Origin of the sequence: Deinococcus marmoris (assembly GCF_001949125.1) — a bacterium.
GTDB lineage: Bacteria > Deinococcota > Deinococci > Deinococcales > Deinococcaceae > Deinococcus > Deinococcus marmoris_A.
The window spans coordinates 1-12,851 of record NZ_MSTI01000127.1 but is presented as its reverse complement, the minus strand read 5'-3'; the positions used below and the strand labels follow the sequence as shown (position 1 = coordinate 12,851).

Here is a 12,851-nt window from a genome sequence, read left to right as displayed (position 1 = left end):
GCTTTTTTCAGGATATCCCGTTCCTGTCGCGCAATTTCCAGCTCTCGTTCGAGTTCTGTAAGACGAGCCTCCTGTGGTGAAAGGGCGGGGATCCCCCGCCCGGTGAAGGCAGGGCGGCCAGCGGCCGTCTGGTTGTCCTGTTGTTGCTTCCACCGGACGACGTAGTGAGGAGGAACGCCGAGGTCACGGGCGATCTGAGCGCAACTCTTACCGGTTGTGCGAACCAGGCGGACAGCTTCGTATTTGAACTCAGCGGTGAACTTTTGCTTGGGTACGGACATTCTGTCCTCCAGTGTGAATCACACTGAACTTACCCTCCACCAAACCCTAACAACATCAAAGGTCAAGCAGCAGAAGTGCTTGGCGCACCTGATCCGAAACGCGGATGAGGTCGCCGCTGGGGAGCAGAGTCGCCCAGGGCGCGGGGAGGGGTACGGACAGCGGGTGGCGCAGGTCTTCCGGGATGGCATCCGACTGCACCGGGACGTGACGATGGGTGGGTGTACGCGGGAGGAATATGCGCAGCAGGGTGAGGGACTCACCCTGCGTCTGGACACCCTGCTGAACCGGGCGCCGCTGAAGTCGAAGGCGAAGGAGCGCCTCCGGCTGGGCCTTCTGAAACAGCACGTGCTGGATCGGTTGTGGCCGTTCCTGAAGGACCCCGACATTCCCCCAACGAATAACGCGGCTGAACGGAGCCTGCGGACTGTGGTGATGTCGAGGAAAGTCTCACAATGCAGCAAGAACGCCCTCGGTGCGCAGACGTAGATGCGCATCAAGTCCACGGTGGAGACTGCGCGGTTGCGCGGTCAGGATCCCGTCGCGGTCTTGACCAGCCTTACCCGCTAATCACAGACTCTCTACTTCATACCTTCCAGTTCTTGGGGGACAGACCACTCTCTCTATTGAGACAGCTCTTCAGGACTGTTCTCTCCAAAATCCAGCCCCCAGTCCACCTGCCGTCCCTCAATACGTCGCCGTTTGGCCTGGTACATCCGGGTGTCGGCCAGGGACAGCCATTCGTCCAGACCCTCTTCCGGCCACTGCGCCCAGCCGCTGTGAAGACAGATAGGGCCGACACCAAGAGGCCAACTTGCCACGCGCAGCGCATGGGTCAGGCGTATGGTCAACTCGCTCAGTCGAGCTGGCGTGCCCCAGACCAGCAGCGCGAACTCATCGCCACCCAGCCGGAAGGCCGCATGCGGCGCTGGCAAAGCCTGCGTCAAGATCTGTCCCACAGTTGCGAGTACCGCGTCGCCAGCCTGGTGCCCGAATTCATCGTTGATCTGCTTGAACCGGTGGACATCAAGAATGGCCAGATTCAGGGGACGTTCTTCATGCTGGGCTGTCGTCAGTGCGATGAACGCGTCGTGGTCAAAAGCCCGGCGGTTAAGTAACCCTGTGAGCGCGTCGGTCCGGGTCAACTGCTTGAGTTCTTCTCGTAAGGCTGCATTCTCCAGCGCAATCGAAACGTGCTGGGCCAACAATTGCAAGAACTGCAAATCGGTTTCGTCGAATGCCCCCGCCTCATAGCTCTGCACCGATAGGACGCCCACACGTTTGCCCTTAACCTCCAGCGGCACGTATAACATGGACGGGACAGGTTGATAAAGCAGCTCACGTTCATCTTCTGGCTCAATGTCCAGAACGACCGTGTTGTCCTGCAAAATCCTCCGGGCCCGGAGCGAGTGTTCTTTCAGGTAGGTATAGATGTGAGGCACCGAGAGGGCCTCGCCGTGCAGCACACGCTCGACAATACCTTCTGGATAAAAGGGCAGAGACTGAGTATGGCGCTGCTGACCCTCGTACATCTCCCAGAGCCAGTCGCCATCCGGTTGTTGGAGCGCGAGGAGCGTGATCTGGGCCGGAAAGAGCTTTTGAGCCTGCTCGTGGACGGCCTGTACCACCGCGTCAACTTCGTGACTGTTCTGAGCCAGTAAAGCCAGTGCGTCAATCAGCTGATGATAGCGTTCAAGTTCAGCTCGGATAGGCTCTGGCAAGGACATTCTCCAGACTCAGGTCAACTGAGTGACAGTGCGGCTCAGGTGAGCCTGAGCGGTGAGGGTGAGGGCAAGGCCCAGGCGCAACATGCCCCGTCTTGCAGACTTTTATGGAGCTACCGACTTTGCCAGCGGAATCGAAGTCTCAGCCCACCTCTTGAGACACGTCAGGCTTGGTTCCGCTGGGCATAGGCTTTCCCCGAACCGCCAGGCCACCGCCTGCTCAAGCGGCATAGGCGCGGAGAAAAAATAACCCTGGAGCAGGTCACAACCCAGGCCAACGAGAATCTTGCGTTGCAGGTCAGTCTCAATGCCTTCGGCCACCACCTCAAGCTCCAACTCATGCGCCAGAGCAATCGTCGAGCGCACGATGGCCAGATTTTTGTGCCCATAGGTTTCAAGCCCCAGCCCCTGAATAAATGAGCGGTCGATCTTGAGAACGTCCAACGGAAAGCGGTTCAGGTAGGCGAGGCTCGAGTAGCCCGTACCAAAATCATCAAGGGCCAGCCGCACCTTCAGCACCTTGAGCTGCTCAAGCACATCCACCACATCCCGGCCTGGACTCATCAACATGCTTTCGGTCAACTCGAGTTCCAGCATGTGGGCGGGCAGTCCGCTGACCATCAGGGCGCTCCGCACATCATCTCTGAACCGTGGAGATTCGAGCTGCCTTGCAGAGACGTTGACGCTCACCTGCACAGGCCCGCCGGGCCATGCGGCGGCCTGCTGGCAAGCTTCTCGCAACACCCAGCCGCCGATGTCGAGGATCAGGTCGCTCTGTTCAGCCAGTGCAATAAAGACCTGCGGCGAAATGGCTCCACGTTCGGGATGGGTCCAGCGCAGCAGCGCTTCCACGGCATGCAGGCTCCCGGAGCGGGCTTGAACCAGCGGCTGAAACACCAGGAAAAGCTGGCGGTTCGCAAACGCCTGGCGCAACTCCACCTCCAGGGTCAGGGCCGTCAGTTCAACGGCATACTCCTCGGCATCGTACCGGGAGACGGTCTGACCGAGCTGTTTGGACCGGTACAGGGCGTCTTCGGCCTGCTGAACGACAGACTCGGCGTCCTCTCCCGATTGAGATTCAGGACTGACGCCGATATGGTACTTGACGTAAAGCGTCTCGCCCCGCACGGCAAAGGGCCGCCCCATGATTTGGGTCAACGCCTTAATAGTCGACTCCCCTGAGCCGCCAGGGACACGGAGCGCAAACCCGTTCCCGCCGGCCCGGGCGACGCTGCACTCGGGGAGGTCATGCTCGAGGCGGTGCGCCACGGCGATCAGCAGGGCGTCCCCCGTGGTGTGACCATACTGTCGATTGACGTTTCTGAAGTGTTTCAGATCAAGAATAATGACTGTAGGGTGCTGCCCGCCGGCCAGGGTCTGATTCAGCGCACGGACGAAGGCAGGCCGGTTCATCAGATCTGTCAGGCCATCGACGTAGGCCAGCCGCTCAAGTTGCTTGAGATGTGCGTCGCGCTCAATGACCATGCTGGCCAGACCGGCCAAATGATCCAGCACCGGCTGGGCTTCAATCAGCTCGCCCGTCTCTGGCGGCTGAAGTTCGAGCGCGCCGATACGAATAGCTCCAGCCAGGATCTCCGCCGACATTCCTGGTGCGGAGGGGGCGCGCGGCGCATCGTCGGAGAGGTGCAGGGCGGCCTGGGCCTGCGGGAAGGAGACCTCAAGAGCATTCAGAATCTGGTCCAGGACCTCCTGAAGCGGTGCTCCCTGAGCGCAGAGATGTAATGCCTGGGTCTGCCGGGTGTTCATTGCCAGCCGACGTTGACGATTGGTGTCGTCACGTCCGTAGCCGATCATCCGGTCAAGCTGTCCGTCGGCTCCGAACACCGGCAGGTAATGCCGCTGGTGATACCTGAATTGCCCGTCCGGGTCGCGTATGGCCTCTTCCCAGTTGACCCAGCGGCGACTGCGGGTGGCCTCCGCGAAAAGGCGCTGACGATCGGCGGCCAGTTGCGGATCATGCCCGCGCCAGCGGCAGTATTCGGTGTCAGTCAGTCCAATGATGCCCTGACGCACCTCAGGATTCCCGATGGCCGCCGGGTTGGCGTAGACGTAGCGTCCCTGCTGGTCGAGCACGGCCACCTGGTACGGAAGATCCTCGAGAATCGTTTGGTAGAACTTTTTCTGCTCGGCCAGTTCCTGGCGGATCTGCACCTCATCCGTGATGTCTCGCGCCACCACCAGAACTCCGGCCACAAGCGGATCGTCAAGGAGGCTGACCCAGGTGAGTTCCAGGTCTCTCCAGGAGCCGTCCTGATGGCGAACCTGATAGTGACGCCATTCAGGTGCTGGCAATTCGGCAAAATCGTTTTTGACTCGAGCGGCTTCCTCAAGGGTCAGGAAATTAACCACCGGTTGACCAAGCACCGACATCACTTCGTAGCCGAGGTAGTGATGGACGCTCTCACTGGCGTAAGCAACCTTTCCTTCGGCATCGAGAATCAGCACGAGGTTCGTGACCAGCGCCATGATGTTCCGGGACACCGTTTCAAGTGCTTCCTGCTGTGCGGCCGTCATGCCAGACACCGCGAGTCTGCTGGCCCACTTCGCGTAGACCTCCAATTCCTACCCAACTTGACCGTCACTGCCAGAATCTGGAGGAGCCAGGAAGACCCACTGATAGCAATCACCGGAAAGCAGATAAGGTGTCTCGTCTCCTGGCACCCATTCAGAGCCGTGCCATGCGATTCAGATTTTAACAGCATGTCCTGTTCGACAAGCCTGAATTGGCCATGTTCCCCCATGTTGGGGAATGGTGAGTGACTGGCCATCGGCCTTATCGAGGGCATGACGACAGTCTAAGAAATCCTTCTCTCCGACTTCTTACTCAGAATCTAAACTTGTATAATTAAATTTAGATCGAAAATTGAGGACTCTCAGCAGATATCTTGAAGGATTTGTTGTACGCAATTTCGAAATCAATTCCTACTGAGTGTAAAATTACAGAGTGATAAAAATGTGCTAATTTTCCATAGATGTTAGCTGATCTTAAGTGACAAGGCTTTGAAAACCTTCGAGTTACCGCCCTAATCTTTATAATTCTTTATATAGAATTTTAAGATCGGCGATATGCATATCTACTTACACGCAAAGCAATTTTCATCGCGGAAGTCAGTCGATTGAATCCGTGCTGAACGTACTCCTGGTCCTTAGCATAGGAGAGCGCGCTGATCTTGAAGTGCTCCCGAACCCGTTGCAACATGTTGGACCACTCGGTTGCGGCCCTGACGTTTGGCTTCATACAGTGCCTCGTCTGCACGTGCGAAAATGTCAATGACCAAATCTTCCGGCACCTGCACGAACTGGTGCGGTAAGCTGGCGATGCCGATGCTCACCGTCACGGTGATTTCCTGCCCATTCCAGTGCAGCCGCAACTGCTCAATCGCCGCCCTCAGCCTCTCCGCAATGATCAAGGCGCCGGCCGCTGGCGTATGGGGTAGGAGCACCACCAGTTCTTCGCCTCCGTAGCGTCCCGCCACATCTGAACGGCGCAGCTGCTGCTGGACGCATATTCCCAGCGCCGCCAAGACATGGTCACCTGCCAGGTGACCATAAGTGTCATTGATGGCCTTGAAGTGATCGAGATCCAGCACCAGGACGCTGGTGGAGAACGCGTGCCGGGCAGCGAGTTGCACCGTTTCTTGCAACCGGCCCAGCCACGCGCGTTTGTTCATCAACCCCGTCAAATCATCCACTGTCGCCAAACTGTACAAACGGGCGTTCTCGACGGCCACCGCCGCCTGGGCCGCAAAGATTTCCAGCAGATGCAGGTCGCCACTGCCCTGCGCGGGATTATCCACCATCACCACGCCCAGCGTGCGCTCCCCCGCTTTCAGCGGCAAAATGACTTTAGGGCCCAGATGTGCTTGGCCGCTCTCCACCGCGCCGCGGATCAGGGCCTGCTCTTCGGGCGTCAGGAGCGCCCAATCGGTGTGGCCAAAACGTCCGGTCCCAATCCGGAGGGTGAACTCCTGCAGCTCGGCCGTGAGGACAGCCCCGCTGATAGCCAGGGCCAGGGCCTCATGGCCGGGCGTGAGGACGGCCAGCACGGCGCTGGTAAAGCCGAGTAGGCCCTGGATCTGCAGCAAGATGCCAAGCAGCAAGTCATCAAGGGGTTGCAAGCGGTGCAGCTCCGGGGTGGCTTTCAGAATATATTCCAAACCGCTGCGCGAGGCGTGCAGCGCCCGGACGTGCCGATAGGTCTTCAGCGCGGCATCCACCCACACCAGCAGCTTGTCTGGGCCTTCAGATTTGTCGTGATAGCCCTGAATGTCCAGCTCGCGCAACATCTGGCGCGGCGGCTTTTCCGAAGCGTAACCGGTCTGTAACACGATTTGGACTTTGGGGTCAAAGGTTCGCACAGCCTTGACGACGTCTTCGCCGGTCATGCCGGGCATGAAATAATCGAGCAGCATGATATGGACGTCGCGCCCACGGCAGAGCTTAATGGCCTGTTCACCACTCGCCGCTGACAGGACCTCGTGCCCGTCGACTTCAAGCAGGCGGCAGAGTGTGCTGCGCAGGGCGTCATCGTCGTCGACTACCAGCACGGTGTGCCCGGAAGGTTGAGCTGTGGTGCGTAATCTGGCCATGGGAGTCTCCCTGGCTCAACAACCTAGTGCGCCTCTCCTCACAAAGACCTGACTGAGCCTGAGTTCAATTTGTGCGTGTCTGGTCAAGCCCTTGAGGCTGGCGCCCGAACTCGAGGGGTCTCAAGTCGGCCAGTGCAGAGCATGGGCTATGGCCGGGCTTACGCCTGAGATGGAAAGTGCACGGCAAATGTCGTGCCTTTACCCACGAAGGTACGGACGTCGATCTCGCCCTTGAAATGTCCCGTGACAATATCGTGGAGAATGCTCAATCCTAAACCTGTACCCTTGCCCACGTCTTTGGTGGTGAACAGAGGATCAAAAATGCGGGGCAGCACTTCCGGCGCGATACCGGTGCCCGTATCTTCCACCTCCATGACCGGGTGACCACCACGTTCCACAAACCGGACGGAGACACGTCTTTCTACAGTGGATTCGCAGGCGTGAATCCCATTCACGACCAGATTCGTCAAGACTTGCGTGAAACGGCCCGGCTCCCCGCGCACCAGCACCTGATCTTCAGGCTTCTCGAACAGCAGAGAAACATTCGCATTCCGGGCCTGGTGAGCGATCATGGTTAAGGTATCGGTGACCAGTCTCACCGCGTTAAAGGTGATGACACCCGTGACCGTGTCCCGCGTATGGCTCCGCACCGTACGAAGGAATTCCCCAATACGGCCCGTGCTCTTCACGCCTTCCACAAGAATGGAGCGCAGTTCTGTCGCAATCTCCCGGTGGTCATCCTCGGTGACTCCTGGCACGCCCACCGAGTCGCAATATTCCTTGGCCAGCCGCTCCGCTTCGTAGAGAGAATTCATTGTTGCTGCCAACGGGGTATTGATCTCATGGGCCAGACCTGCAGTCAATCGTCCCAGACTGGCCAGTTTCTCACTGGCCAGCAGCCGTGATTGACTGGCCCGCAACGCTTCAGTGGCCGCGTAGCGTTCCGTGATATCCCGCTCCAGGCTCATCAACATCTCCCGGCCATCAATCCAGACGAACGCCAGATGAATCTCCACTGGAAAGTCGCTTCCGTCCTTGCGACGGTGAACGGTCTCCATGCGGAGACGTCCCTGCTCACGAATCTGCCCCTTGAAGGCGTCGTTCGCTCCAGGCTGGCCCTGCAGGGCCTCGCCGTCAATCATGAGCAGGTACGTGCTCTGGCCCGTCAATTCCTCAACCGTATAGCCGTTCATGCTGGCCGCGACCTCATTGCAGGCCACGATCGGCATGTCTCCATCCAGATCGACCAGCATGATGCCGTCTGGAGAATGGTCGAACAACACTTGAAACGTCCGGCGGCTTTGATCGAGTGCGAGGTCTGCTTCCCGGCGGTCGGTGACGTCACGTGAATTCATGACCATGCCGCAGACATGGGGGTCATCCAGCCGGTTCGTGGCCACCCATTCCAGCCAACGGTAACTGCCATCAGCGTGCTGAAAACGGCTGGTCAGGCTGCTGGTCGCGCCACTTCCACCAAACACGGCGGTGGCGAATGTCTGGCGGATTTCGGCGTATTCGTCCGGATGCATGGCCTGGAGAACTTCTGTGCCTTTGATGATCTCTGGGTCCAGGCCGAGAATGCGGTGGAGGGACGGACTGGCATAGGTGATGTACCCACCACGGTTGACTATGGTCACGATATCGCTGCTCTGCTGAACCAGTGCTCGGAACCGCCCTTCACTCGCCATGAGCGCGTCTTCCGTGTGTTTCTGTGCCGTGATGTCGATCATAAATCCGGCCACACGGACCATGACGTCCCCTTCAATCACTGGCGTGATGTGGTCACGCACCCACACGACGCGGTGATCGGCAGCGTGCATGCGGTACTCCAGTTCAAAGGGCTGTCCCGTCTGGGTCAAGCGTTCGTAGGCTGCGAGAGTCTGTTCGCGGTCGTCTAGGTGGAGACGGGATTCCCAGAAGGCGGGTGTGGCGAGCCATGCCGCTGAGGTGTACCCAAAAAGAGTTTCCACGCCCTCCGAGATAAACGTGCCGTGACCCGTACTGGGGTACGCCTCCCAAACGACGCCGTTGATCAGGTTAAGCAGGCCGAGCAATTCTGTGGTCTGCGTCATCTGGATCCCACATGTATGGAGGCGTGAGACTCGCCGTGCCTGGTCTTGACTCGCATGTCCTGAACTCTAGAGTTCAGGGTCTTACGCAGTTCTCCTCACTCCCTGATATGGACTCCGATTGAAAGGTGTTGGAAAACACCTGGAAATCCGAATGGGCGTCCAAGCGTCCTCTCTGCGAGCTGTACCAGTCATGGCGCTGTTCTGGACAAGACAGTGAGCAGGAGAAAAACGGGTGCCTGACGTAAAGTACGGGAATCGGGACAGCGCCGATTTGGGCATGCCCCGTTTTCACGGAGTTGATGCTGTGCCGCATAGTTTGTGCTGAATGGGCCAAAGACACCGCCCTCCCGAGGCGATTGGGCCATAGGATGAGATGTGTCGAACTAGACTCCGCTGCCTACGCATTACGGTGTTTGTTGCCCTCAGAATTTGGTGGCCTTCTTCCCATCAGCGGAGGGTATCTGCAGGCCTGATGGCTGAGGAAATGCTGTCGCCGCTCAGCGATCTGCAGAATTCTGCATTTTTAGCACCCTGAGCGTCTCATTTTGTGACATCGCTGCAACGGCTCTGACAGTAGAACGGGTTCAGAAAGGCGCCGCCCGACGCTCCCTGACCGAAAAGGCTACTCCATGACGGTTCCCCCTCGCAGTTCACCTGTCACCGTCTTGCTGGTGGAGGACAACATCGCGATCCGCACCTTGCAGCGCTACGTGCTGACCCGGGCGGGGATCACAGTGGTGGAATGTGCGGACCTCCCAGACGCGGAAAACTATCTGCGCACCCAGACGCCAGAAGTGATTGTGCTGGATCTGAACCTCCCGGGCGGGCACGGACTGAACCTGCTGCCACAGATCAACCGCCGCCGAACGGCGGTGCTGGTGATGACGGCCATGGGTCAGCAGCACACCCTGAATGCCAGTGAAGATCTCCGAGACGACTTCATGACCAAACCATTCGACCCGGACACCTTTGTGCTGCGGGTTCAGCACCTGGCGCGGCAACAGCAAGCATGAAAGGCCATCGGCTCGTCCTGGGGTTTGGGATCCTCAGCCTGGGAATCAGCCTCGCGCTGACCTTGCTGATTCTGGCCACTGGCATGACCCTGCTCACCGACCACTTCCATCCAGGCGCCCGGAGCATCTGGCCGGTGTTGATCTTCACCTGCGTGATTGGCGGTCTAAGTTGCGTGATCCTGAGCGTGTTGCAGTTCGTTCAACTCGGTGCATTGCAGAGCGCCGAGTTGAACGCCACAGTGCGTGAAGCCCAGTGGAGCGAAGCCCTACTCGCCTGGGCGTACGCGGAGGTACCGCTCCCTGGGCGCCTGGATGAGGCCGGCGTTCAAACCTTGCTGAAATTGCGCGATAGCCTGAGCGGCGAGGTTTCTGACCGACTCAAGACCCTGTACGGGGCCCAGGGCTGGCTGTCGCGCGATCTGCGCCTCCTGACCCGGCGCTCGACGCCAGTGGTGGTCCGCGCGGAGGCCATCGAGCGCCTGGCCCTGCTGCGCGAACCGCTCGCCCTGGACGCTCTGGACCGGGAACTGCGTCACCGACACCCGGAAATCCGGGCCCTCGCGCTGCTGGCGCTGTCGCGCAGCGTCGGGCGCCTCGAGCTGCACCGCACCGAACGCACTTTGCGCGTGCTGGCGCTGCACGGCGCCATCATCCGGGGCGAGTTCAGTGTCGGACAGGTGCAAGAAGCCCTGACGCTGCTGGGCGAGGCGGGAAGACTTCTGGCACAGGAACTGCTGCTGGGCGCCCCCGACACCCTGCGCACCGCGACGCTGGACGTGCTGGCCCGGCAACGCACTGGAGCGCTGCACCGCGAAGTGCTGGAGCTGCTCTCAAGCCCGAACGCGGAACTCCGTGCTGGTGCCTTGCGGGTGCTGGTCAGTAGCGCCCAGGTTCCGGCGGAAAGTGCGAAGACTGTCCTGAAGCTGACCGAGGATCCCACGGCGTTCGTTCGCCTTCAAGCTACCAAGGCTGCCGCGTACCTCGATCCAGTACCTACAGAGCGCCTGTGGAATCTTCTCGGGGACCCGCACTGGTGGGTGCGCCGGGCCGCTGCTCAGGGCCTGCTCCATGTCCCTGACGGGGAGCGTCTGCTCAATGACGCAGTGGCCCGTCACGCCGACCGCTACGCACGTGACATCGCCCGCACCACCCTGCAGGAACATGGCGAGCGTCAGCTAAAAACGCACTTGACCCTTCAACCGGTTCGGCCCCCGCTGGCGTACGCTCCGGGGAGCACATGATCGGCTCGGTCCTCGGCGGCATCGAGTTGCTGATCTTGCTGTATTTCACGGTGTTGAACAGCTTCTACGCGGTGGCGGTTTACGTGGCCACCCGTGAATTGGGACGTCACATCCGCCGGCGCCAGAGCGTCGGGCTGACCGAACTGCTCAACCGCGAGTTCTACAAGCCAGTGAGCATCCTGGTGCCTGCTTACGGGGAGGAGGAAACCATCGAGGCCTCGGTCAATTCCTTCCTGGCGCTGCACTACCCGGAGTTCGAGGTGATTGTCGTCAACGACGGCAGCAAGGACGGGACACTGCAGGCTTTGATCGACGCGTACGATCTGATACCCACCGAACGTCACCCCAGTCGCGTGCTGCACACCAGGCCTATCCGCGGCGTCTACCGCTCGCGGCGCATCCCCAAACTCACGGTGGTGGATAAGGAAAACGGCGGCAAGGCCGACGCGCTGAACGTCGGGCTGACCTACGCCACGTTTCCACTGTTTTGTGCGGTGGATGCCGACAGTCTGCTCGATGCCGAAGCACTGCTGCGGCTCGCCCGGCGGTTTATCGAGAACGACAGGCTGGTCGCCGCCGGCGGAAGCGTGCGGATCATGAATGGCGGGGTGATGAGAGATGGGCGCGTGACTGAACTGCGCCTGCCCGCCACCTGGATTGAGCGTGTACAGGTTGTCGAGTACGCCCGGGCCTTTCTGGCCGGACGCACCACCTTCAGTGCGCTGGGCCTGCTCCTGGTGATCAGCGGGGCGTTTGGGCTGTTCAAACGCAGCGACGTGATGGACGTCGGCGGCTTCCTTGAGGGCACCGTGGGCGAAGATATGGAACTGGTCTTGCGGCTTCACCGCCACATGCGTGAGCAAAAAAGGCCGTACGACATCGAGTTCGACGTGGATCCGGTGTGCTGGACGCAATGCCCGGACAACGTTAGAATTCTGGGAGCGCAGCGCGACCGCTGGCAGCGTGGGCTGTGGGAAGCCCTCTGGGCACACCGAAAGATGTGGTTCAATCCCCGCTACGGAAGAATCGGTCTGGTGGCGCTGCCGTACTACCTGCTCTTTGAGGCTCTGGCACCCGTCATTGAAGTGTTTGGGTACGGCTTCATGATCGCCTTGGCCCTGACGGGCCGCCTGGACGGCACGTTCGTCGCTCTGTTCCTGCTGCTGGCCCTGCTGTACGGCACGGTGGTCAGCGTGGCGGCGCTCAGCATCGAACTGTTTATGCGCGTGCATTTTCGCCGTCCGGTTGACCGGGTCATGCTGCTGCTCACGGCGCTTGGTGAGAACTTCGGCTTCCGCCAGTGGCATGCCTGGGTGCGCTTCCGCGCGACGCTGAAGCTGGGTCAGAAGAAGGGCCAGTGGGGAACAATGACCCGCACACGGATCCAGACGAAATAGGGCTTAACCTGGCGAAGGCCCGGTTTTTGTCCACCTCGGATGAGAGGTTGAGTTTTGCCGTCTAACACGCATACCGTTAGCCACGTCGTGGACGACGCTGCTTGCGCAAACCTCTCGCTATTGCTCTCCATTCTGCAATAGACCTCTTGCGAAAGTCGTGCGCTAGGGTGGGGGATGGTCGGCACGCTGAAATATCATCAAGCCCTGAAGCTGAATCGCACGAGTTTTCGTCGTCTCACTGGTGTGTCCCCCGAAACTTTTTCAGAGATGGAGGCCGTGTTGCAGGGACGCCATGCCAACAAAGTCAAATCTGGACGACCACCTGCACTCCCTCTGGGAGCGCAACTCCTGATGACGCTGGAGTTCTGGCGCGAGTACCGTACGTTGTTCCACATCGGCCAGGACTGGGGTGTCCATGAGGCCACGGTTCAGCGAACCGTGGTGCGCGCCCACGATGCTCTGATCCAGAGTGAAAAATTCTCGCTCCCTGGCAAGAAAGCGTTGATCGACCACGG

At 59.7% G+C, this 12,851-nt stretch carries 10 protein-coding genes; 5 read left to right on the top strand and 5 right to left on the bottom strand.

Annotation, left to right across the window (positions count from 1 at the left end; genetic code table 11):
* Positions 1 to 281, bottom strand: a 281-nt coding sequence (locus BOO71_RS18515) for a transposase (RefSeq protein ID WP_139323030.1), incomplete at its 3' end; no start/stop codon positions are given.
* On the opposite strand from BOO71_RS18515, the gene BOO71_RS18510 reads away from it, so the two are divergent.
* A complete protein-coding gene (locus BOO71_RS18510; RefSeq protein WP_368482885.1) occupies positions 217 to 768 on the top strand; it encodes an IS66 family transposase in 552 nt (183 codons plus the stop codon). The genes BOO71_RS18515 and BOO71_RS18510 overlap by 65 nt on opposite strands.
* Positions 769 to 902: 134 nt before the next feature.
* Here BOO71_RS18510 and BOO71_RS18505 read toward each other — a convergent pair whose 3' ends face one another.
* From BOO71_RS18505 to BOO71_RS18490, 4 genes are all read right to left on the bottom strand, one after another.
* A complete protein-coding gene (locus BOO71_RS18505) occupies positions 903 to 2,000 on the bottom strand; it encodes a GGDEF domain-containing protein (protein WP_175607477.1) in 1,098 nt (365 codons plus the stop codon).
* Positions 2,001 to 2,108: 108 nt separating this feature from the next.
* The gene (locus BOO71_RS18500) at positions 2,109 to 4,538 is read right to left on the bottom strand and encodes a sensor domain-containing protein (RefSeq protein WP_139323029.1); all 2,430 of its coding nucleotides are present in this window, start codon (positions 4,536 to 4,538) and stop codon (positions 2,109 to 2,111) included.
* A gap of 632 nt (positions 4,539 to 5,170) precedes the next feature.
* The gene (locus BOO71_RS18495; RefSeq protein ID WP_075834862.1) at positions 5,171 to 6,613 is read right to left on the bottom strand and encodes a GGDEF domain-containing response regulator; all 1,443 of its coding nucleotides are present in this window, start codon (positions 6,611 to 6,613) and stop codon (positions 5,171 to 5,173) included.
* 158 nt (positions 6,614 to 6,771) lie between these two features.
* Positions 6,772 to 8,685 (bottom strand): PAS domain S-box protein, encoded by a 1,914-nt coding sequence (locus BOO71_RS18490; protein WP_075834860.1) that lies wholly within the window; start codon positions 8,683 to 8,685, stop codon positions 6,772 to 6,774.
* Between the two features lie 629 nt (positions 8,686 to 9,314).
* On the opposite strand from BOO71_RS18490, the gene BOO71_RS18485 reads away from it, so the two are divergent.
* The 4 genes from BOO71_RS18485 to BOO71_RS27150 all read left to right on the top strand — a co-directional run.
* Positions 9,315 to 9,698, top strand: a complete 384-nt coding sequence (locus BOO71_RS18485; protein ID WP_083653622.1) for a response regulator transcription factor — start codon at positions 9,315 to 9,317, stop codon at positions 9,696 to 9,698.
* Positions 9,695 to 10,939: a HEAT repeat domain-containing protein gene (locus BOO71_RS18480; RefSeq protein WP_075834855.1), complete on the top strand. Its 1,245-nt coding sequence runs from the start codon at positions 9,695 to 9,697 to the stop codon at positions 10,937 to 10,939. The genes BOO71_RS18485 and BOO71_RS18480 overlap by 4 nt, the downstream gene beginning before the upstream one ends.
* Entirely contained in the window at positions 10,936 to 12,336 is a 1,401-nt protein-coding gene (locus BOO71_RS18475) for a glycosyltransferase family 2 protein (RefSeq protein ID WP_075834853.1), read from the top strand. The genes BOO71_RS18480 and BOO71_RS18475 overlap by 4 nt, the downstream gene beginning before the upstream one ends.
* 174 nt (positions 12,337 to 12,510) lie before the next feature.
* The coding region (locus BOO71_RS27150; protein ID WP_139322920.1) for a transposase family protein at positions 12,511 to 12,851 on the top strand (341 nt) is incomplete at its 3' end.